We start from the raw sequence: 23040 nt of genomic DNA, 5'->3' as shown, positions 1-23040 counted from the left end.
TAGCGGTTAACTTCCCAAATGTAAGACATTCAAAATATAATGCGTCCATCAAGCAAGAGGTAACCATGGCTGACTTATTACATGTAGACGAACAGAATTTTCAAACCGAAGTGATGAACGCCAGCGAACCCGTGCTGGTTGATTTTAGCGCGGTCTGGTGCCAGCCGTGCAAAATGCTCGACCCTGTGGTCAAGCAACTGGCTGGCGAATGGGATGGCAAGGTCAAAGTGGTAAAAATTGACGCCGACGAGAATCCTAACCTTGTGATGCAGTTCGGCGTGATGGGCATCCCCACCCTGTTATTCATGAAGAACGGCGAGATCAAGGAGCGCATCACTGGCTTCATGCCGAAAGAGAAATTGGTGGCGCGGTTTAGCCCGCACTTTAACTAAAAACCTTTTCACCGCCAAGGGCGCGAAGAACGCAAAGAAATAAAAACCTTTGTGTACTTCGTGCCTTCGTGTTTAAAACTACTTCCGCATCAACTGATCGAGTTCGGCAAGATCCACGCGGGAACTCAGATCGAAACTCATCGGGGAAACGGAGATCATCCTCTTTTTTCTCAGAACGTACACATCCGTATCTTCGGGTTCGCGGTCGAAATCTCCATTCGCGCGGTAGCCAACTGTGCCGGGCTCATCCCATGACGCGCGCTCGGCGGGAGTCGGCTCGTAATACCGCTGGCGGGATACGCGAGTCAATTGCCAGGGGGTATCTGGCGCGGCATCGGAGGGGATTTCCACCTTGAGCAAATCCACATCAAAAGGAAACTTCTTTTCCAATAACATGCGGCCAAACTTCGCGGCAAACTGCGCGGCAATTGGGAATTCCACATCGGTGGAGTATGAAAGATGATATTTCGAATCGGTCTCCAGTGAGATTGCCATCGAAGGGATTCCCAGCGAGGCGGCTTCGAGCGCCGCGCCCACCGTCCCTGAGATGGTCACGCCCGACGCGACATTTTCGCCGTAATTGATCCCCGAAACGACCAGATCAGGCTTGCGTTTCATTACATCATAAATTCCGTGGAGGACCGCCTGCGCGGGACTCCCGCCCACCGCGAACACGCTCCATTCCTGACCGTTGACCTGCACGCGCTCCTCGCGAATGATCCCATCGGACGTGTTGGGCAGACTGCGCCCCATGCCGGTGCATTGGTCGCGCGGCGCGGTCACAGTGACAAACCCAACGTCCGAAAGAGAAGCGGCGGCCGCCCACAAGCCGGGCGAGCGAATCCCGTCGTCGTTGGTTAAGAGAATTTGTGGTTTTGTGGTTGACATGAATCTTCCTACTTTCACGTTGCAAATAAAAAGGAGCGGGTAACCGCTCCTCATCATCATGGCGCCCTCGGCGCGACTCGAACACGCGACCTATTGCTCCGCAAGCAAGCGCTCTAATCCACTGAGCTACGAGGGCATTTGGCAGGCGGGGATTTTAATTCAGAAACGGAGGCTGGTCAAGTTAATCGCTACGAACGCCAATCTGCCGGGGAGAACTCATTGCTATGAACCAGTTTCAGGAATTCGGGAACAATTCCGGGATCGAATAATTTCCCGGTTTGTTCTTTGATGTATTCGATGGCTTTCTGCTTTGTCCATGCGTTCCGATATGGGCGTTCGGAGATCAGGACATCGTATACATCGGCAATGGAAAATACCCGCGCCGAAAAGGGAATTTGCTCGCCCTTGAGATTATCTGGGTAGCCGGTGCCGTCCCACCGTTCATGATGCCAGTGTGGAATATCGAGCGCGGGAGATAGATAGTTGATCGGGGTTAGTAATTCCACGGCAACGACGGGATGTTTGCGCATGATGCTCCACTCATCTTCTGTGAGCGGACCGGGCTTGAGGAGAATGTCATCAGGAATGGCGACCTTGCCAATATCATGGAGGATGGCGCCGCGGCGAATATGGATCAACTCTTCCTTTGCCACGCCCAAGGCAAGCGCAAGTTGCACTGTCATATCTGCCACCCGACGGGTGCGTCCTTCAGTTTCCCGATCCCGAAAGTCCAGGGTGCGCAACCAGCCCTCGATGGTCGAATCGTATGCCATGCCCAGTTCCGCATTGGATTTTTGCAGATTCTCGAACAAAATAGCATTGTCGATGGCTATGGCGCCCCTCCCCGCAAGAATGTCGAGAAATTCAAGCCATGGCGCGTCCGGATTTAGAATCGAGGAATGAAATACCTCCAGCACGCCAAGAATGCGCCCCTTTGTGATAAGCGGCGAGCCCATGTAGGAGACAAATTTTTCACCTTGTAGATAGGATGGCAGGTCGCCGCCCTGCGCGTTCCCGGTGATGTTTGGGTAGTGGATACGTTTTCTTTCCAGCGCTACTTGCCCCGCGTATCCGGTCCCAAGTTTGAGAAAGACTGATGGGTGAGTATTTGACCGGAAGCCACTCGATGCCGCCAGGGTGAGCAGGTTGGTTTCAGAATTCATCAGCAGGAGGGTGGAAGCATCCGCGGGCAGGAGGGTGTTTGCTTGCTCAAGCAGGAGGGGGAGGAGCAGGTTCAAGTCGAGGTTGGAGGCGATGGCGAGATCGATACTTCGCAATCCCGTCATCCGCTGCGACTGTTGCCGCATTCTCAATTCAGATTGTTTGTATTTTGTGATGTCTCGCGAAAACAGGATCTGTTGGGAGGGGGAAAGGCAGGTTAAGCGTCCGTCGAACCAAAATTTCTGGCCATCAAACGTGGTTAGTGAGAACTCAAAGGGAAGGGTATGACCGCTTTGATAAAATTCCTTAAGCCCGCCTGGGTGGTTTCTTGAGGGAAGCAGTTCGCCTATTCGCTGGTAATGAAATTCCCCTGAAAATTTTTCAGCCAGGTGAGGGGCGGTCAACTTGTAATCTAAGATGTTCCCGCGAGCGTCTAGAATTACAACCAGATCGGCGGATGATTTGAGAATCGATTCGAGCAGGGAATCTGCCGGACGCGCTGTGAATTGATTGTTCATCAGGCATTAAAATAAAAACACGGCGGACGCGGGGCACAGTGAATCCCTTGTCACCATGCCCCCCAATTCCACCGCGTCACCCAAGGTGAGCCAGTTTGGTTAGGCACCTTGCAGCGCCTGGTTTACCTGTTGGGCAAAATCAGCCAGATCTTCAGCCCGTATCGATTTAATGATGGATGCTTCGCGATCGGACAAGGCAAAGGGTTGTCCCAGGTATCCGTTCGCGAGCGCCTCCTCGGGTGTTTTGAGGAGCGTTTCTCGAAATTGTCCGCTGACTACAGCCGCGGCAAATAAGCGATGGAGTCCCGCGCGTTTGACAGACTGCTGGCGATAGCCCAGGGATGGTTTTTTGTAAGTGTCAAAGGTGAGCAATGCCATGATGTTCTCCTACTTCCAAGTTAACAGCCTATCGCCCACCGGTGCAACCGTCGGCAGGAGATCGTCGTCCGCCGGTGCAACCGTCGGCAGGGGATCGGCGTCCGCCAGTGCAACCGTCAGCAGGAGATCGGCGTCCGCCAGTGCAACCATCGGCAGGTGTATGCAGGGAGAATTTGTTGTTCATGGGATGTTTCCTCTTTCTTTCAAATTTTTTCCCATGATACTCGCCCCCAGGCTACAAAACAGGCTACAAAATCAGTATAGACAAATCTGAAGTATTACATAGTTAATTCGATGTAAATTTTGTCAAAATCTTCAGAAGGAGACAACCCTAACTCGTTCATTAGCAAGGTTTTGTACTCATGATACCGATGCACAATAGCCCCGCGGTCACCTATCGCCGCGTATGCCCGCAATTCGATCTGACAAATCGCTTCATTGTAACGATCCTGTTCAACTGCTTTCTTGCAAGTGGCAAGACATTCCTGAAATTGGTTGGTATCCAGATATAGTTGCGCAAGCTCATCTAAAACAGAACGATAGATACGTCCCAACCGCTCCCGCTCGATCAGGACCCAATCCGCGTCGAGATCAGCAAGAAATGGACCTTCCACCAATTCTGCCGCTTTGCGATATAGCCCGATTCGCTCGATCAAATCCTGGGTTTGATAGACTTTCTTCAGGAAGGACTCGAATGCGTCTACATCATACTCATAGTCCATCGCGCGATTGAATCGGTAATATTCATCCTCAAACAGGATCGCATTTCGTCCCACAGCGCGACGAAGCCAATAAATACCGTGCTTGAACTTTGTTCGTATAGCGTCTGGATCATCGATATCGGGCCATAAAATCTCAGCCACTTGTTCTTTTGTGACCGGTTCCTGGTTGTATAAGAAATAAAAGAACAAATCTCGAACCGATTGTGTGCGCCAATCGGAAACGTTAACCGCCCTGCCGCTAACAACAACTTCGGCGCGCCCTAATGCCTTGATTTTAATGCTAGCAGTGGGCATTTGAATAGTTTGAGCAAACCTGCGCAGAATCCTGCGCACAGATGGTAACCTCTCGCTTAATATTCGGGAATTTTCAAACAATCTGCTAAATTGGCGTCCAATAGTAGTGTCCGTTTGCAGTAACGCAAGCCAAGACGAAGCCTGGTGCAAGGCAACCAGCAAGGCATGTTGCAAGTGGTTTGTCCCCTCAATAATATTTTGAAATTCCAGCCGGGTTTTATCTTTCTCTTCAGAGTGATTGTATGCAGCCATCAGCCATATAACAGACCAGCAATATTCCACATCGCGGCCGTCTTGTAGAAAACGCGATTTGCTGTCATTCAGGTGAATGATAGCTTTTTTGAAATCACCATTTATGAAGCAAAGCCTGCCTTGTAGCAAAGCCCACAAGCCGCGTTCATAACTTGATGGATTGATTTTTAATTTCTTCCTAAATTCTTTGAGCAGTTCATCCGCTGTGTTCACATCATTTTTTAGAAGCGCCAAATTCGCGCGCGCCAAAATCAGATAGTTTACAATGAAAACAGCGGAACAACTTTCAGCTACAATGCTTGCTTGTTCATAGGCGCGTTCAGCGGCATCAAACTCTTCGATTTCAGTATATAGATCGCCCAACCCGGTCAGAATCAACGCTTCGGCGTGTTGATTACGACTATTGCGAGCGCACTCCAGCCCTTCTTCAAAACTATCCGAAGCGAATTCATATTCGCCTACTTGTAAGTAAAGCACCGCAAGATTGTTCAATGTATTCGCCTGGGTATAAAGATTCTTTTCACGGCGTAATCGATTTAACGCTTCTTGATACAAATTCTTCGCGACTTCGATATCTCCAATAGTCGCTCGAACCATGGCTGTCTCAACTAACAGCATCGAAATGCTGCCGGTTTCCTTTAACTCGTTGTAGAGGTGGAGTGAACGTTCAAGGTCTTCGACGGCATTTCGTGCCTGCCCCAAACGATAATAATTTAATCCTCGAGTTCTTAACGCTTCCGCATAAAGCGTTTGCATCGACATATCCGTTTCGGCTATTTTGAGGGCATTATTTACATCTTTGATCGAATCTTCATATTTTGCAAGCAATCGCAGGGCGTGCGCGCGGCGGATCAACGCAAGAGCCAAGCCGCTTTGGTTATGCTCTCTTTGGTACGTTTCAACTGCAATGTCGAGCAAAGCATTTGCTTCGGGTAAATTTCCCTTCATGGCTGAAATCATCCCTCGCAACGAGATCAACCCCGGCTTCGAGCGGATCACAGCCGGTGGCAGGCTGTTGACCCAGCCTTCCAGCGTGATCAGCGCCGTTTGCAACATGGGCGTGCCAGCCCGTTCGATCAATTCTGCAAGCGTGTTGGGGTCGTTTAATTGTTTGCAGGTGTAATAGGCTTTTTCCCATTCGCCCTCCGCTTCATGCGCGGTGACCATCCTCTTCAATAAGAGAGGAATATCTTCGGGGTACTCTTCCCGCAGGCGGGTTTGTAAAAACTCTCGGAAGAGAGGATGGTATCGGAGCCAGCGCCCATCTTCCAAGGGCAGAACGAACAGGTTCTTATCCAAAATGAAGCCCATCAGGTTAAGCCAATTTTGCGGCGCTCCATAAAACGGACCCAGCACGATCTCGCAAAACTCCGCGTTGAATTCCTCCGGCAGGCATGTTCGCAGAAGAAACTCGCGCACATGACGGGGTTGCTGGTCGAGCACCTGTTTCCCCAAATAGGCAAACGTATCCTTGCCTGAAAATTGCACCTCGGTGGAATTGGAAAGCACCATGCCGGTGATCCACCCGCCCGATTTCTCCACAAATTCGTTAGCCTTTTCATCTGCCAGGTACTCGTGGTGGTTTTGTATGTAGAGAGCCTGAATTTCACGCGGCTGGAACGCCAGGTCGGTATGGTTCAAACCCTTCACCTGCTCGCGCGCCACCATGAGGGTGACATCATCGAGTTCGGGCAGGGTGCGAGAGGAAATGATCAGGTGACAGTTCTCATCCACTAATTGTAAGAAGCGGTTGACCAACGAAGCAACGACCGCCACATCATCCAACAAGTGAAAATCGTCGAGGATCACGAAATAATCGCCTTCCGCCTGATCGTATAACTCGTTCGTCAAGGCGACGAGAAGCGCTTCCGCGTCGCTTTCCATCGATTTCAGGTTGTTCAACAGTGGTTGCGACGCTTCGCCCACCTTCGGGAACCGCTCTGCCAGCGATGCGATCAAGTACGCCATGAACCTCTGCGGGTCGCGATCCAGCGGATCTAAGGTAAGCCAACACACCGGAACTTTTGCCTGATGGGCAAGATCGATGAGCAGAGACGTCTTACCATACCCCGCGCTGGCAGAGAGCAAGATCAACTTGTTTTCCAGAAACCCGTTCATTTTCTCCAGCAGGCGCGGGCGCGAGAGCAGTTCCCGCCGGCGGTTCGGGATAATGATCTTCGTTTTACTGATCGGGATGGATGATTTTGTCATTGGACGGAATTAGCCGTTCCCGTTGAAATCTTCCAAATTTCATCACACTTTCGCGCTTTTAGGGAGACTTTAGAGTAAGGATTTTTTCAATTCTCCCAGCAGTTGCGCATGGATGCCGGGGGCTGTGGCAAGAATGGACAGCGGGGGCGTCAGATAATCCGCCCCGCCATGCACATTCGTGACGCGCGCGCCAGCCTCTTCGCAGATCAACCCGCCTGCCGCCACATCCCACGGGTGCAGGGAAAGTTCCCAAAACCCGTCCAGCCTTCCTACGGCGGTGTATGCCAGGTCCAACGCCGCCGAGCCGAGACGGCGCACGCCCTGTGTCAACTTTGCGAGATGCGAGAAATTCGACATGTTATCCTGCTTTGTATTCCACGTATCGTAGGGGAATCCAGTCACGAGCAAGCTCTTCTGTAATTCGGTAACGCCAGCCGGTTTGATCCTTTTGCCGTTCAAGTATGCTCCACTGCCGCGTTCCGCGCAGAACATTTCGTCACGAAGCGGATCGTACACCGCGCCAAACGTCAAGGCGCCGCGAAACGCGTAGGCGATGGACACAGAAAAAATCGGGAGGTGATGCGCGTAATTCACCGTCCCATCCAGCGGATCGATGTACCAGACATGTTCATCGTCTCCGTGAATAACCCCGCTTTCCTCGCTGAAGATATGATGCCCGGGAAAATCGGATTGAACTTTCCCAAGTAGAAGCGCCTCAGATTGATGATCGACCTCGGTGACGAGATCGATCACGCCTTTATATTTCACCTCGTGTTCCTTGTCATACCCGTCGCGCAGAATCGCCCCCGCCCCTCGCGCAAGTTCTTCGACGTACGATAGCGTTGGTTGCATAAGACTCCCGAAACGTATTGCGGCGGGTTTTCGCCCGCCGCACTTGTGAATGAACTATTTTTTTAATTCGTCGAGTGTTTTGTAAATATCGTACAGTTCATTCTGTATTTCATCGCGGTCGCGCATCGATTGCTGTAAGAGCGCTTCGAAGGCTGGTCGCTGATCGGCGGGCAGGGTGCCGAGTAACCGCTCAGCTCGCATGATCTGCGTGTTTTTATGACGCAGTTTATTTTCAAGACGGGTGCGATAGCCTTGATAAAACCTTTCCATATCCAGTGGCAAGGGCTGGGTAAATGGTTGCTGGGTCACAAGTTCTGCCACTGTCAGCAGGAAATCTTCAGTATCGATGGGTTTTTCCATGAAGCGCGAGGCGCCCAGGCTCAAGGCAAAATCCTTATCCTCCGGGGTAACGTAAGTGGCGGAAAGGAAAACGACCGGGATGGCGCGCGTTTCGAGGTTGAGCCGTAATTTTTGCACGAAGGCGTAGCCATCCAGTTTAGGCATCAAAATGTCGGTGACGATGAGCGCGGGCCTTTGCCGCGCAACCACTTCGAGCGCTTCCTCGCCATTGCGGGCGGTCAGCACAGAATAGCCTTTAAATCGCAGAGTCACTTCAAGCAGTTCGAGAACATTAGGAACATCCTCGACGATCAAGACGGGTCCATAGGCGGCGCACATAACCCGATTTTACCGTATCCCTAGGATGGACAAACCCGCCTCATGCTCTGACATGAAACTGCTACAGTTTCCCGGCGCGATTCGCGCCCTCAACGACTCAACCCTGCCAGACGCGCGAGCCTAACGCCGAGCAGGCAAATTCCACGGCAATCTTCGCGGTCTGATTTTTTTCATCAAGAATAGGATTCACTTCCACAACATCCATGCCGATGAGTTTGCCGGTTTCCGCCACCACTTCGCACGCCAGGTGTCCTTCGCGATACGTTAACCCACCGGCGACCGGGGTGCCCACACCCGGAGCGAAGCGCGGATCGAGCGCGTCCAAATCCATCGAGAGATAGATCCCATCCACATTCCGGCTGACGCGTTCGATGCATTGTTCCAACGCCGCGACCATGCCGATGCGGTCCACCTGTTCCATGCTGAGCACGAGCGCCCCGGCAGAGCGCAGGTTTTCTTTTTCACCGGGGTCGAGATCGCGCGCGCCAATGATGGCAACTTTCGCGGGGTCGACGACCGGCCCCGGCTCATCGTAGAGCGCGGTGAGGCGCGGGTCGCCGAGGCCGCATAGGGCGGCTAACGACATTCCGTGAATGTTTCCCGAAGGGGTGGTGAGGTGTGTGTTGAAGTCGCCGTGCGCGTCCAGCCAGATCACGCCGATTTTCTTTTGCTTTGCCGCGCCGCGCACGGAGCCGATCGAAAGGCTGTGGTCTCCGCCCAAGACAAGCGGAAAACACCCGCTTTGCATGGAGGTGGCGACCGCCCCAGCCACTCGCCGGCTCATCGGCACGATGCAGTCAATATATTTGAGTTTGGGGTCGGTGATCGAACAGGTCTCTTGAATCGCCACTTCAACATTGCCCTTATCTTCCACGGTATGCCCCAAACTTTCGAGGCGTTGTCGAAGGCTTGAATATCGAATTGCGCTGGGCCCCATATCTACGCCGCGGCGATCCGCGCCGAGGTCGATGGGCACGCCGATGATATCGATTTGCATGGGTTACTCCTAAAATAATTTTGTCGCCAAGGATTTACTACCTGCGAGCGAGAGTGTTTCTTAAGTCTTTGTTTAGACACGTATTATACGGATTTCACGGAGAAAACCATTTCGGGTGTCCCGTAACCAACGGGAAAGAGCCTCACCACGAAGGACACAAAGTCTTGCGCTGAGTTCGTCGAAGCGACACAAAGTGGGGAAAGAGCCAAGATTCCTTGTGTTTTTCCTTTGTGACCGTCGTGTCCTTTGTGTTTGAAAAATGGTTTCCCGTTAAAAACGGTAGAGCTACCATTTCAAAATTCGTGTTTGACCGTGTCATCCGTCAAATCCGTGTACTGCGACTGAAAGGAGTGTCGAAGTATCCGTGTACTTAAGAAACAGTGTCTGACAGTTTTAAAACAGGACTCAGACACTTGCGCCGAGCGCCAGTGCGGCGTGAACGCTGAAAACGCTGATACAGATTGAAAGACTCACAAATTGTACATCGTTACTTTATTTTTACCGGCATCCTTCGACTGGTACAAAGCCCGGTCGGCGGCTTGCAAGATAAATTCATCGGTGTCGCCGTGCAGGGGGTAGGATGCCACGCCCGCCGAAAAAGTGGCGCTCAACTTCATGCCTTCATACTCGATGGTCGTATCCGCAAAATCCTGACGCCAGGTTTCGGCGCGTTCGTACGCTTTTTCAAGCGTGGCGCCGGGCATAAGGATCACAAACTCCTCCCCGCCAAAACGGCAGACCACATCTCCTTTGCGCGTGTGTTGAATGAGAAACGCGGCGATCTCCTGCAGGACAATATCTCCGCATTTATGGCCGTAGGTATCGTTGAACATTTTGAAATTGTCCATGTCCATGATGACCACGGAAAGGGGAGTCCCATCGCGTTCCGCCCGCGCCACTTCCTGCGACAAAAATTCGTTCATATAGCGGCGGTTGTACACTTCCGTCAAAGGATCGCGGATCGCCTGTTCCCGCAACTCATCGCGCAGTTGATTGATCTCCTCTAGTTGACGAGTGAGCGCCTCATTGGCAAACGTGAGATCGTTTTCCAACCATTTATGCTCGGTAATGTCGTGCGCGACGATCACGCGCCCTTCGAACTGGTTCTCTGAATTGTATAAAGCGGTCACCATCACTTCCAGCGCGCGCGGCGGGTCACCGGGAATTTGGATCTCGTTCCGCGACTCATTGGCAACGAGGAAGTGATGGAGAAGGTCGGGCCAATCCTGAAACACTTCCAGCGGATCTTTGCCGACGATCGCATCCATGCTTTTGCCCAGTGTTTTTTGCGCAATGGTGTTTGCATCCACAACCACGTCGTGGGCATCTACCACAAAGACCATCTGAGGAATGTATTCCAGCACCGTGTGCCGCGCAATGGGGATGAGATCGAAGATGCGCAGCCCAAACACGCCGATCACGATCAACACCGCGGAGACCATGAAAGAGATGGGCGTCAGATCGATGTGCAGAGCGGATTTCGGCAGAAAACTAAGCGCCAGTTGATACACCACATTAGCCAAAATCGGAATCAACGCCGCGGCGATCAGCGCATACATCTGCCTGCGATAAATGTTTCGATGCTGAACCGCGCGCCGGATGAGCAAAATGATCGCCGCCAGACTTACGAGATACGCATACACGAGGGCGACGGCGTACCACGGTCCGCGCTCGATCATCAGCGGGCCGCCAACCTCAGACACCTCGCTAACGGAGGCGTAATACAAGTGGAACCACTGTTCCGAAAACAGAAAGAGGAGCGAGATCCCGGGCAGGATAAAGAATAATGAAGCGGTATAACGGTTTAGCCATCCATCCAACCCGTTATACCGCAAGGCAAAGAAGAACCAAAATATGGGCACCGTTAGGATACCGATATTCTCGATTTTGAGCCATAGCAGTTTCGTTTCCAGCGATGAGGAAAGCGTGATCATCGCGTAGGAAAAACTCCACGCGGCGAGCATGACCAGCATGAAAAACAGAGACCTGCGCCCGGGCGCTTGGGGCTTGCGCGCCAACAACGCCGCAATGAACGCGGCGATCAGCGAGTTCGCCAATAGAATTGAAGCAAAGAAAATCCACTCAGTACTCAAGAAAAAAACCTACATGTTGGATAAAAAAAGGCGGGTTTCCCCGTCTTTTCGGTTCAAGCAGTCCTATAATACCCCACATCCACAGAATATGCCCTTCCACGTTTGATAACTTGCCTCACCAGATTTGTCCCGTAGCGATAGCCCAAGTGACGATAGTCCGGCGCGTTCAGGATTAACATGTCTGCCTGTTTGCCGACTTCGATAGAGCCGATCAAATCGGACCTGCGGATTGCGTGCGCCGAATTGATGGTCGCGGCGGCGATGGCTTGGGCGGGCGTGATCTTCATGGCGCGGCACGCCAGCGCAATGACAAACTGCATGGACTCGTTCCACGTGGTGCCTGGGTTGCAATCAGTGGCAAGGGCGAAGTAGGCGTCGGCGGCGATGAGTTTTTGCGCGGGGGTGTAATGATTTTCCGCAAGCCCGAACGGTGTGCATGGAAGCGACACGGCAACCGTCTCTGATTTTGCTAACGCGGCAATATCGGCATCGGAGGTGACCACCAAATGATCTGCAGACGCCGCGCCCAACTCTGCCGCGAGCGTCGCGCCGCCGAGGTTGTCGAATTCGTCAGCGTGGATCTTAAGCGGGAATCCGAGTCCTTTTGCTTTCTTGAGAATTTGCTCCGATTGCTTCACGTCGAATGCTTTGGTCTCGCAGAACACATCCACAAATGGGAGTGAGAGTCGCGGCGCGTGAGTCTCCCACCATTCTTTGAGCATCGGCAGCATCGTCTCGCAAACGAGATCGGTGTAGCCTTGCGGGTTGTCCTTGTATTCGGGTGGGATGGCGTGCGCGCCGAGGAACGTGATGGCGAGGTCGAGCGGCGATTCATCGTCGAGGGCGAGCAGAGCTTTGAGCAGGCGCAGTTCGGTGGCGGTTTGCAGACCGTATCCCGTTTTGGCTTCGGCGGTGGTGGTGCCGTGGATGAACATACGCAAAAGGCGCGAGCGACTCTGCGTGATAAGAGTCTCCATGCTGGCGGCGCGCGTCTTCTTGACCGTCGAAATGATCCCGCCGCCCTCCGCCAGAATCTCAAGGTAGGGCTTGCCCGACATTTTTTTCTCGAACTCATCGGCGCGGTCGCCCGCCCAAATGAGATGCGTGTGCGGGTCTACGAAGCCGGGCATGAGCACGCATCCGCTGGCGTCGAGAGTCGGTTCGTCGGGATAGGATGCTTTGAGTTCGGGCGTCGTTCCCACCGCGACGATCTTTTCATCGTGGACAACAACCGCGCCGTCTTCGATGATGCCGAGGTTACCGAGGGCATGTCCGCGCTGGGGACCGCCTTGCAGGGTGAGGAGTTGGGAGGAGGAGTGGATGAGCATGGGAAGGAGGAGAGAATTAGAGGATTGGAGAATTAGATAGCGAACTGAAGATAAAAAGACGCTCAAATCGAGCGTCTAACTTTTCAGCACAGGAACCACATAATCATCCTTTTGCGATTTTTCAAACAAAGCCATTTGCCTTTCCATTTGAAATTCTATTTGTGGCAATGGATTGTAGTTAAGAATAATTGCTTCCAACATGGGATTGCGATTCTTCTCACTGGCGCCAACGTGATAAAAATGCTCACGAGTCAAAATAGTGAAACGAGTAGCGTATTTATCAACGGCAGGATTTGCCCGATATTGATTGCTGTGCCATGTGGAAAGCATGAATTTTGCATGTGTTGAAGCGAGCGCATCGTAAAGCTCCTGCTCGCTCTGCTCTGACCACGAATTGAAGTAATCCACATGCCTGCCAATGTAGGGCGGATCGCAATAGATAAAATCATTTGCAGATGCAGACGAAATCGTCGTCTTGAAATCTTGAGGGACAAAATTCCAATCATATTGACTCAGCGCATCGGCGACATATTTAATTTGATTTGCGATCTTGGTAATGTAGGCTTTTGCAAATCGTTCGGGTTTATGCCCAAAAGGAACGTTGAATTCGCCCTTCTTGTTGAATCGCATGACTCCATTGAAACAAGCGCGGTTCAAAAAGAGCATATCCAAAGGATTGCCAGTTTGATTGAAACGCTCTCGAACTTCGTAATAATGATCCTCGCCCTTTTCTTTCAGTAATGCGCCTTGTTTCTCCAGAAATTCTTTGGCAATTCCTATTGTGATATTGCCTTTCTTGATGGCATTGTAGAAGTTGATAATATGCGGGTTAACATCAGCAAAAATTGCACGTTGAGGGCGCATATTGAAGCCAACAACGCCCGAGCCCATGAAAGGTTCGATCCATGTCCCATTCTCATCGAGAAGAGCGTGGTCTTTAATCCATTCGACCAACTTGGTTTTGATTCCCTGACATTTCAAGGGCGGAACTTTTACTGTCCATTGATTATCAGGCGTGGAGATATGATCCTTGAAAGTTTCAACGAATTCAGTCAATGCCTGCTTGAATTCCGCTTTGAGGTGTTCCTGTCTTTGTTTCAGCATCGTTTCTCTGTAGCAGATTATACAACACCCAACAAGTTGCAGTTATACTCCCACCATGCCCATCCTCCTCCGTCCCGCCACCGAATCTGATCTCTCCACCCTCTACGAGCAACAATTTGACCACGAAGCGACGGCGGCGTTCCCATCGCAGAGGCGAACGCAGATTTTTGGAAAGATGCTCTGAAAAGTCCATCTGTACCCCGCTTAAAACTACCCGGTAGATGGATTTTATTTGAGTAGTGTTATGGATTCGGCGATGTCGTCCATGATCGGGAAGAGTTCCCCGGCGAATTCTTTGGGCGTGACGAGTTGGACCATGATCAAGGCGCCGCTGGTCTGGAAAACGAGCATATGCGATTGGGCGGAAATTGTGCCGCCAGTGGCAGTGGGCGTATCTTGAATAAATTCCATGACGCCGATTTCCACGCCGCTTGCGCTGGTAATCGCCAGTTCATCCATTTCCACGATTGTCACACCGTTCTTTTCCATCTCCTCCTCGAGGAACCCTGTGACGAACGAGACTGGCAACCCAGCCAAAAATTTATCCTTGACGGCGGTGATGGTCAAATTGGAGCTAAATCCCTTTACAACGTATTTCGAATCTTTATTGACGGCGATCACGCGGATGACATCCGGATCGAGATTTTTGAACGCGTCGGCTGACGCTTTCAGTTCGGGATTCTCCTCCGCCATGCTGTTTAGAATCTCGGTGATATCCTTTGCGCTGAGAGGGATAATGAACCAGTCAGAAGGGAGGGTGAGTTGAAACTTGTTGTCGTAGTCGATGAACACTGTAGTCCCGCCTGAGCCTTCATGGGTTTCGACTCCTGTCGGCGCTGGCGTGGGAGACTGCGTTTGTGTAGGGGTCGCGCTGGGAGTGGGGGTGGGACTTGGCGTGAAGGTTTGTGTAGGCGTGGGGGTCTCTGTGGCGAAAAAAGTAGACACGTCTGAGAACCCACACGACATACCTGCCAGGGAGAGGCACAATACGAAAACCGTAAAACCGAACAATCCCTTGTGTTTCATCCTATCCTCCTAACGATGAGAGTCAAAACTCCCGGTCATTATATCCGGGAGGTGAGCGCGTGAGTTTCCGTAAACCGAGGGACGGGCTTTTCGATCAAATATTCCTTGCGCTGCGCGGGTCGAGCGCGTCGCGCAGACCGTCGCCAATGAAGTTGATGCACAACACGGTCAGCATGATCATCAACCCCGGGAAAAGCCATAACCACGGCGCGGTTTGCAAATACTTCACCGCGCTATCCAGCATGTTGCCCCAACTCGCGGTGGGAGTCTGCACACCGAGACCAAGGAAACTGACGTAGGCTTCGCTGGTGATGGCGTTGGCGACCCCCAACGTGGAGGAGACGATGATCGGGGCGATGGTGTTGGGCAAAAGATGTTTGAAGATAATACGCGCGTCTGAAACGCCGAGGGCGCGCGAGGCGGAGATGTAATCCATTTCTTTCAACGACAACACATTGGCGCGGACGATACGTGCGAGATACATCCAACTGGTGAACCCGATGACGAGGATGATGACCACCACGCTCCCACTGAACGCGCGCCCGAGGAATTGAATCTCGGGGACGCTCCCGCCGAGCGCTTTCGATAGGACGATCAACAAGAACAGGCTGGGAATAATGAGCATCGCCTCGGTAATGCGCATCAGAACGTCGTCCACCCATCCGCCGAAATATCCCGCGATCGCGCCGACCAACACGCCCACAACCACCTCAACGATCACGGCAAAAATACCAATGGTGAGCGAGATCTGCCCGCCATAGATGGTGCGGGCAAGAATATCGCGCCCGATCGTGTCGGTGCCAAACGGGTGCTCGCGCGAGGGCGGCTGGAGCTTCTGCGCGGTGTCGTTGCAATTGGCGTATGCCTCGGCGGTTAGGAATTCGCCGGTGGGGGCGCAAATGCCGCGCGAGAATACCAGCCCTCCCATCCAAATATAGAGGAGCAATACGATCATCCCGCCGAGCGCGAAGAGCGCGGCTTTATGCTTGCGGAACCTGCGCCACATTAATTGACCGGGGGTGAGCGGTTGGTTTTTCATACCTTCGAGGGCTGATGATTCAGGGAGTGTGATGGTCGTCATGCGGGCATCTCCCGGTTATGCGATTCGGATGCGCGGGTCGAGGAACGAGTAGGCGATGTCGGTAACGAGTTGAAAAAACACCACCGCCAAACCGGTCATCATTAAGATACCCATCAATACCGGGAAATCCGATTGGGAGATGGATGTGACAAACAGCCGCCCGGTGCCGGGCCAGGCGAAGATGGTTTCGGTCAATACGGCGCCGGCAAGCAGAAAGGGAATATCCAGACCGATGAGCGTGACGAACGGCAGTGTCGCATTACGTAAGGCATGTCTGATGACGACGATGTGCTTTTGCAATCCTTTGGCGCGCGCGGTGCGGATGTAATCCAAGCCGAGCACTTCCAACATGGAGGAACGCACGTAACGACTATACCCGGCAATGCTGATGATCGAGAGGGAAACCACCGGCAGGATCATGTGCAGGGCGATCTGCCCAGGTGTGCGCCCCACCTGCGGGTCGAACATGCCGACCGTGGGGAGGTACGGCAAGCCCCATTCTTTGAAATTGATGCTGAATAAGTACATGAGCAATAATGCCAACAGGGGAATTGGCATGGCGTAACCGATGAATGAGAACCCGGTGAACAGGTTATCGAATAACGAATATTGACGCACTGCCGAATACACCCCGAAGGCAAGCGAAAAAACAATGATGACGATCTCCACCACTCCCATCAAAAGCAAAGTGTTGGGCAACCGTTCGGTAACCAGTTCGGAAACGGGGCGTTTGTTGATGAGCGAATTTCCAAAGTCGCCGCGCAACACGCCCAGGCGCTTGCCCGGCGTTTCAGGAATGCCGTCCCCATCCATGTCGATCTTCATCCAATCATTGCCGGCGAGCCACACTACATATTGAACATAAACGGGTTGATCCAGCCCCAATTGGCGGCGGAGGCGCTCTCTGTCGGCAGGTTTCGGAGGCGTGCGCACTCCCAGCGAAGCGATCGGGTCGCCGAATGCCTGCATCAACAGGAACAATACCAGACTGATCAGGAAGAGCTGAGGGATGGACTGGAGGACACGCCGAAGGATGTAGTTGACCATGACGACCGCCTGTGTTGAAACAAAGCGACGGACAGGGTGACTTGTTGGATCGCCCTGTCCGCCATTTCGTTTGTTGAGTTACTCGCTAATCGACCATTCGTTTGCGTTCCAGAATGGCGATGCCCCGGAGAATTTCACTCCTTGCAGGCGGTTGCTTACAGCCCACAGGTCGGGGTCTTTCCACATGCCCACCCAGACCACTTCGTCGAACATGATCTGCCCGATCTGATAATAAAGTTGCTTGCGGGCTTCCGGATCGGTCTCGGTGGCTTGCTGGTCGAATAACGCGTCCAGTTCGGGGTTGCAGTAGCCTTGCCAGTTTCCGCCGTCCGGGTTATCCGGTCCCACAACTTGCGAGCACAGCCAGTAAGAGGATTGCTCCGGGTCGGGGAAGCTGGTCACGTCCGACCATTCGGCAATATCATAGTTGCCGGTAGCAATCGGTCCGCCGTCCGCGTAACTGTTGAAGAAATCGTCGCCATAGTTCACTAATTCGACACCGATGCCGACCTGCGCCCACATCTGTTGGACAACGGCTTGCACATCCTTGCGCAACTGACGCTGGTTCGAGATGTAGCGCAGAACCAGTTCCACGCCGTCTTTATCGCGCGTGCCATCGCCATTGGAATCAACCCAGCCAGCCGTATCGAGCAGGCTACCCGCTTCCTCCGCATTGTAGGGATAAGGTGAAATGTCGGGGTTTCCATATGGGGGAGTGCTGTCCCAGAACGTGGCGGGAACGGTCGTCAGTCCTCCGAGCAGGTCGTTTACGATCTTTTCGCGGTCGGTCGCCATGACGATCGCCTTGCGCACATTCACATCCAGCATGGCGGGGTGAGCGGTTTCAGGATCGAAATTCAAAAACCAGCCTTCATCGTAGCCGGACGGTTGCGTCACAAATTTTGCTTTGCCGCTCGAATTGATGGCATCGGCTTGCGACCAATCGAGGAAAGTCCCAATGTCCGTGTCGCCTGCCAGAATGGCAACCTCTTGCGCGGCATCGTCCGCAATGCGGATGAACACCTGTTGCAACTTCGCCGGGTGAATCCAATTCGGGTTCGCTTCGAAGATCAAGTGGCTGTCAGTTTCCCATTCTTTGAACACGAACGGACCGACACCGACCGTCGGCGCGGTATTCCACGCCGCGTTATCGAGCGTGCCGTCCGCTTCGAACACCGGGCGCAGCACATGTTCCGGCAAGACACCGGTATTGAATAACGTGGTCAACCAGGCGGCGAACGGGGCATTGAAGTTCACCACGAGCGTGTGATCGTCGGGCGCTTCCATGCTGGTCACATAATCCGCATAAGGGTAAGTACTACTCACGACATTCTTATCCGACACGAACATCTCATAGGTAAAGACGAAATCATTCGCGGTCACGGGTTCGCCGTCGCTCCACAGAACATCGTCGCGCAATTTGATCGTCAGAGTCATACCGTCCGCGCTCATACCGCCGTTCTCGGCAGTGGGCAGTTCGGCGGCAATATCGAGGACTGGGTTGTTATCTGAGTCGAACGACCACAAGCCTTTCAACCACAGTTGCGTGGTAATGCTCGAGAACCATTGAGTTTGATAGAGAGGGCTGAGCGTGGTTGGTTGTTGTACGAAGGTCACGACCGCGATACCGCTCTGAACGGGCGCCGCCGGTTCGGTGGCGGCGGGTTCTGTCGCTTCGGGCGCCGCCGGTTCGGTTGCCACGGCTGGGGGTTCGGTTTCGGCGCCTCCACCACATGCCGCCAGTGTCATACTCACAAGTACAAGCAGGGACAGTAAAACATACAGGTTTCGTTTCATGTTTCTCCTCCAAGAAAGATGGATTCGGTTTTTCGATGCGTGGGTAAACGGGTAGAGAGACATCTGTGCCGGGCAACCTCCTGCTATATACATTAGGCTTGATCCGTAATCAACAAAAGTAATTTTTTTGGACGCTGAAAAACGCTGATGTCGCTGATTCAAGAAAAGAAAATCTGCGTCTTCCGCGTGAATCAGCATCCCGTTGTATTTCGGATAGAGTCTATGAAATAGCAATCATCTTTCCGCCAGCGGATGAAGACGATCCTTCCGACGGGCGGCTTGATACGCGACTTCGGCGTTCTCTAACTGACGTGCGCCAGGCGCGGGTCGAGCGCGTCGCGCAGACCATCGCCGAGCAGGTTGAAAGCAAGGACGGTTAACATGATCGCGAGTCCGGGATAGAAAACAAGATGCGGCGCGGTGAACACCTGATTGCGCTCTGCGCCCAACATCGAGCCCCACTCCGGCGTCGGGTGTTGCGCCCCCAGCCCGAGGAACGAAAGAGCCGCCGTCTCCAAAATGGCAGAGGCAATTCCCAAAGTCCCCTGCACGATCAACGGCGTCAACGCGTTGGGGAGGATGCGTCTGAAGAGAATTTCGTACGTGTTTCCCCCCAAAGAACGCGTGGCAGACACGTAATCCATCTCGCGCACTGAAAGCACACTGCCGCGCATCACACGCGCATACGCCGGGATCGAAACAATGCCAATGGCAAGCAAGGCATTGACCAGTCCAGGTCCCAGAACCGTGACGATGGCGATGGCTAACAACAGCGACGGAAACGCCAGCAGAACATCCATCACGCGCATAATGATGTTATCCGTCCATCCACCCATGTAACCAGCCAACGCGCCCAAAAGTGTGCCAACCAAAATGGAAAATGTGACCGTGGAAAAGCCGATCACCAAACTTAAGCGCGCGCCGTATAACATGCGGCTGAATTCATCACGGATGTTTCCATCCAGCCCCATGAGATGTTGCGGATTTTCTTTCGGGCAACCAAATGCGTGAATGCAGGGCGGCAATCGTTTTTGCGTTTCCCCGGCATAATCTTTTATATCCAGCATGGATTTCGTAGGATCGTACGGCGCCAGCCATTGGGCAGTCAACGCGACGAAGATCAAGATTCCCAGAATGACCATGCCAACAACAGCAGACTTGCGGCGGAGGAGCCTGCTGCGTGTGATGCTCCACAGACTGACTGATTCGAGTGAAACCGCTTCTGCATCTAGTTTTGGGATATTGGCTACCATGATTAATTCAACCGTATGCGCGGGTCAAGATACGCGTAAGAGAGATCGACGAGCAGGTTCAACATCACGAAGAACACCGCGATCACTACCGTGAACGCCTGTACGATCCCATAATCGCGGGCAGTGATGGCTTCGTATAAAATGCGCCCGACGCCCGCTAAATTGAACACGGTTTCGGTCAACACTGCGCCGCCGAGCAAACTGCCTAACGACAAGCCAATAACCGTGACGATAGGTAGCAGGGCGTTCCGCAACGCATGTTTCAAAACGACCACTCTCTGTTTTAATCCCTTGGCGCGCGCCGTGCGGATGTAATCCTGCCCTAATACTTCGAGCATCGAGGAGCGCGTCATCCGCGCGAACAAGGCGGTGGGTATGGTCGAAAGCGCAAGCGCCGGCAGGATCATGTGCTGAACGGCATCCTTCAATGTTTTGTAATCGCTGGAAAGAAGACTGTTGAAAATATGCATTCGAGAAATAAAATCTGCCGCCGTAAAAGCGAAGGTTCCTTCCGTCAACTGCAGCTTCCACACTTCATAGAATGGGGCAGGGATCAACCCCGGAGAGAGACGCCCCGATGGAGGCAGTTGAAATGGTGTGTCTTTTAACGTGAGTGAAAAAACGTACGCCAGCATTAACCCCAGCCAGAAGACCGGCATCGAAACGCCGATGTTTGCCCACAACATGGTCACAACATCCACCCATGAGTTGTGACGGACCGCGGAAATGATCCCCAATGAGATTCCAACGATCATGCTCAACATCAACGCCGAAAATGCCAGTTCAACGGTGATCGGCAGGCGTTGAATAATGATCTCTGTCACCGGCAACGAAAAGCGGAACGATGTTCCAAAGTCGCCTTGCAACACTTCGCCCATGTACACAACGAATTGAACGGGGATCGGTTTATCTAAACCATGGCGTTTGAGGAATTGATCGCAGACCTCATCGGTGGCTTTTTCCCCCAACATCGCGCGGCATGGATCACTAGGGATCAAACGCGCCAGCGCAAAGGTGGCAAATAATATACCAATAAGAACGGGAATACTAAGGAAGAAACGGCGGAGAATGTACGTTGTCATGGATATTTTGATAAACCCCGACAGGGATGTGTTGTCATCCCTGTCGGGGATCGTTCATTTGGTCTTACAGAACCAGCACAAGGCTTATTGAGGAGCGTTCAAGAAAGCGCCGAACAGATACGTCCAGTATTCGAACGCGCCGGTGTTGCCCTTGTGAAGCGGATGAGCGGCATCCCATTGCACGGCATACGAGAGCACAACATCGTTGGCATCCAGCGAGGAGCCATCGTGGAAGGTAACGCCCTGGCGGAGTGTAAAGGTCCACTCAGTGAGGTCGTCGCTTGCCGTATAGGATTCAGCCAAACCGCCGGTTTCTGTGGCGGTGCCGCCGATTTCGTAGGAAAGAAGCGGTTCCGTCACCTGCTCGCATGCCCGCAGGGATTCGCCGTCGGTCTCATCCGCACAATAAAGCGAGATGGGCTCGGCGTTCTGCATCCACACGAAGGTGTCCTGTCCGGGAACACCCATCACCGCGAAGATCTCGGTGCTGAGCGGGCTGGCATGAGCGCCTTCCACAGCCGCCTTGAAGGCAATTGCGGAACCACCATGCGCCACAGGGATCATCGGAACATGCGTTTTGATGGCGTTATTGGCGGCGGCGTAGAAGGGTTCGCGATCGGCTTCTGCGGCGAGTTGTCCGCCTTTGGTCAGGTTGTCGGTGATGTCATCGAACGGAGTACCGAACTGATTGAACGCCGCGGCGCTAAAGTGCGCGTCGAGGAAGTTGACCACATCCGGGAAGTCCGCGCCCCAGCCGAGCAGGTGCATACCATCGAGTTGACCGGAATTGGCGGCATCGAGGAACGCGCCGGATTCCATTTCTACGATCTCAACCGTCACGCCGAGGTTTTCCTTCAACTGCGCCTGAATATCCTGCGCCACAATGACGGGATCGGGCAGGTAACCGCGGACAACATTGCGGTAGCTGAGTTTGACGGTGGGGAATGGGTTGCTCGCGCCATAACCAGCCTGTTCAAGCAAGGCTTTGGCGGCGTCCACATTAAAGTCGTACCATGCTTCACCGGCACAGCCATTCGGGATGGAGCAAGGAGTGAAGTGCGAAGCAACTTCTGAGCCAGTGGGGTAGAAGTTATCCACAATGCGTTGGCGGTCAATGGCTTGGGCAAATGCCTGGCGCACGAGTTCGTTATCGAACGGTGCGAAGGTGTTGGTCATACCGATATACATGACATTCAACGCAGGACGAGCGATCAAGTTAAGAGATGAATCGCCCTGTACGGTTGCAAAATCATCTGGACCCACATTATCAATCGCGTCAACGGTCCCAGATTGAAGTTCGAGCAAGCGCTGGGCAGATTCAGAACCCCAGCGGAACACGAGGGTCGGACTCTTGGCGGGTTCACCCCAATATGCATCATTGCGGGTGAACACGATCTGGTTGCCGCGTTCCCACGATTCGAGCTTGTAGGGACCCGTGCCGATCGGCTTCTCGAGCAGATCGCCGGTGCCGCCGGTGGATTCAAGATACTCACTGGGTTGAATGCCAAGAGACGAGAACGCCACTTTCGCCGGAACAGCTGGATCGGGCGCGCAGAGCGTGAGCTTCACGGTGAATTCATCCACCGCTTCGATGGATTTCATCCCGCCGCCGTAATCACAGCTGGGAGCTTCCACTTTCATGCCTTCATACGCGGCCGGGGCTTCAGTAGCAGGCGCTTCGGTTGCCGCGGGCGCTTCAGTAGCAGGCGCCTCGGTCGCCGCAGGGGCTTCGGTTGCTCCGCCGCCGCACGCCGCAAGGATCATGCTCGCGAGAACGAGCAGTGACATCAGACTAAATAGGTTTCGTTTCACGTTTCTCCTCCTAAGAGAAATTTGGTTTGGATTGTTCAACTTTCACAGGTGGGGAGATTGGAATGACTTTACGA

The 23040-nt window shown here is 53.1% G+C and carries 20 protein-coding genes and 1 tRNA gene; 2 read left to right on the top strand and 19 right to left on the bottom strand.

The genetic code is table 11. The features are described 5' to 3' along the window. Nucleotides 1–65 precede the first annotated feature (65 nt). Entirely contained in the window at nucleotides 66–392 is a 327-nt protein-coding gene (gene trxA, locus AC16KF_RS02740) for a thioredoxin (protein WP_484035756.1), read from the top strand. Between the two features lie 78 nt (nucleotides 393–470). Here the strand turns inward: trxA and surE are convergent, their stop codons facing one another. The 12 genes from surE to AC16KF_RS02680 form a co-directional block, all read right to left on the bottom strand. Further along, complete coding sequence (gene surE, locus AC16KF_RS02735; protein ID WP_484035755.1) at nucleotides 471–1280, bottom strand: 5'/3'-nucleotidase SurE; 810 nt, start codon at nucleotides 1278–1280, stop codon at nucleotides 471–473. Between the two features lie 59 nt (nucleotides 1281–1339). Further along, a tRNA-Arg gene (locus AC16KF_RS02730) sits at nucleotides 1340–1416 on the bottom strand. 52 nt (nucleotides 1417–1468) lie between these two features. Further along, nucleotides 1469–2587, bottom strand: coding sequence for an HD domain-containing phosphohydrolase (locus AC16KF_RS02725; RefSeq protein ID WP_484035754.1), 1119 nt, complete (start codon nucleotides 2585–2587; stop codon nucleotides 1469–1471). 471 nt (nucleotides 2588–3058) lie between these two features. After that, nucleotides 3059–3337 carry a hypothetical protein gene (locus AC16KF_RS02720; RefSeq protein WP_484035753.1) on the bottom strand — a complete coding sequence of 93 codons (279 nt, stop codon included), beginning with the start codon at nucleotides 3335–3337 and terminating at the stop codon, nucleotides 3059–3061. Between the two features lie 28 nt (nucleotides 3338–3365). Beyond that, nucleotides 3366–3521, bottom strand: a complete 156-nt coding sequence (locus AC16KF_RS02715; protein WP_484035752.1) for a hypothetical protein — start codon at nucleotides 3519–3521, stop codon at nucleotides 3366–3368. Between the two features lie 94 nt (nucleotides 3522–3615). Then, nucleotides 3616–6816: a winged helix-turn-helix domain-containing protein gene (locus AC16KF_RS02710; protein WP_484035751.1), complete on the bottom strand. Its 3201-nt coding sequence runs from the start codon at nucleotides 6814–6816 to the stop codon at nucleotides 3616–3618. A gap of 69 nt (nucleotides 6817–6885) precedes the next feature. After that, a complete protein-coding gene (locus tag AC16KF_RS02705) occupies nucleotides 6886–7668 on the bottom strand; it encodes an inositol monophosphatase family protein (RefSeq protein ID WP_484035750.1) in 783 nt (260 codons plus the stop codon). A 54-nt stretch (nucleotides 7669–7722) separates the two neighbouring features. Further along, a complete protein-coding gene (locus AC16KF_RS02700) occupies nucleotides 7723–8346 on the bottom strand; it encodes a response regulator (protein WP_484035749.1) in 624 nt (207 codons plus the stop codon). A gap of 97 nt (nucleotides 8347–8443) precedes the next feature. Further along, entirely contained in the window at nucleotides 8444–9343 is a 900-nt protein-coding gene (gene rocF / locus AC16KF_RS02695; RefSeq protein ID WP_484035748.1) for an arginase, read from the bottom strand. A 470-nt stretch (nucleotides 9344–9813) separates the two neighbouring features. After that, nucleotides 9814–11436 carry a histidine kinase N-terminal 7TM domain-containing diguanylate cyclase gene (locus AC16KF_RS02690; RefSeq protein WP_484035747.1) on the bottom strand — a complete coding sequence of 541 codons (1623 nt, stop codon included), beginning with the start codon at nucleotides 11434–11436 and terminating at the stop codon, nucleotides 9814–9816. Between the two features lie 53 nt (nucleotides 11437–11489). Next, a complete protein-coding gene (gene hutI, locus AC16KF_RS02685; RefSeq protein WP_484035746.1) occupies nucleotides 11490–12764 on the bottom strand; it encodes an imidazolonepropionase in 1275 nt (424 codons plus the stop codon). 75 nt (nucleotides 12765–12839) lie between these two features. Next, nucleotides 12840–13868 carry a DNA adenine methylase gene (locus AC16KF_RS02680; RefSeq protein WP_484035745.1) on the bottom strand — a complete coding sequence of 343 codons (1029 nt, stop codon included), beginning with the start codon at nucleotides 13866–13868 and terminating at the stop codon, nucleotides 12840–12842. Between the two features lie 55 nt (nucleotides 13869–13923). Between AC16KF_RS02680 and AC16KF_RS02675 the strand changes: the two genes are divergently transcribed. After that, nucleotides 13924–14052 carry a hypothetical protein gene (locus AC16KF_RS02675; RefSeq protein ID WP_484035744.1) on the top strand — a complete coding sequence of 43 codons (129 nt, stop codon included), beginning with the start codon at nucleotides 13924–13926 and terminating at the stop codon, nucleotides 14050–14052. A 44-nt stretch (nucleotides 14053–14096) separates the two neighbouring features. On the opposite strand, the gene AC16KF_RS02670 is transcribed toward AC16KF_RS02675, so the two are convergent. From AC16KF_RS02670 to AC16KF_RS02640, 7 genes are all read right to left on the bottom strand, one after another. Continuing rightward, nucleotides 14097–14894, bottom strand: a complete 798-nt coding sequence (locus tag AC16KF_RS02670; protein WP_484035743.1) for a hypothetical protein — start codon at nucleotides 14892–14894, stop codon at nucleotides 14097–14099. A gap of 94 nt (nucleotides 14895–14988) precedes the next feature. Continuing rightward, a complete protein-coding gene (locus tag AC16KF_RS02665; protein ID WP_484035742.1) occupies nucleotides 14989–15975 on the bottom strand; it encodes an ABC transporter permease in 987 nt (328 codons plus the stop codon). A 15-nt stretch (nucleotides 15976–15990) separates the two neighbouring features. Next, nucleotides 15991–17022, bottom strand: a complete 1032-nt coding sequence (locus AC16KF_RS02660) for an ABC transporter permease (protein WP_484035741.1) — start codon at nucleotides 17020–17022, stop codon at nucleotides 15991–15993. Nucleotides 17023–17100: 78 nt separating this feature from the next. Next, nucleotides 17101–18819, bottom strand: coding sequence for an ABC transporter substrate-binding protein (locus AC16KF_RS02655; RefSeq protein ID WP_484035740.1), 1719 nt, complete (start codon nucleotides 18817–18819; stop codon nucleotides 17101–17103). Between the two features lie 302 nt (nucleotides 18820–19121). Further along, nucleotides 19122–20072 (bottom strand): ABC transporter permease, encoded by a 951-nt coding sequence (locus AC16KF_RS02650; protein ID WP_484035739.1) that lies wholly within the window; start codon nucleotides 20070–20072, stop codon nucleotides 19122–19124. 2 nt (nucleotides 20073–20074) lie between these two features. Then, on the bottom strand, nucleotides 20075–21154 hold the full coding sequence (locus tag AC16KF_RS02645) for an ABC transporter permease (RefSeq protein ID WP_484035738.1): 1080 nt from the start codon (nucleotides 21152–21154) through the stop codon (nucleotides 20075–20077). Between the two features lie 84 nt (nucleotides 21155–21238). Further along, nucleotides 21239–22966 (bottom strand): ABC transporter substrate-binding protein, encoded by a 1728-nt coding sequence (locus AC16KF_RS02640; protein ID WP_484035737.1) that lies wholly within the window; start codon nucleotides 22964–22966, stop codon nucleotides 21239–21241. Between the last annotated feature and the right edge of the window lie 74 nt (nucleotides 22967–23040).

Source organism: Candidatus Defluviilinea gracilis (assembly GCF_057138825.1).
Note: the sequence above shows the minus strand (reverse complement) of the source record. Positions and strands in the feature narration are given on the sequence as shown.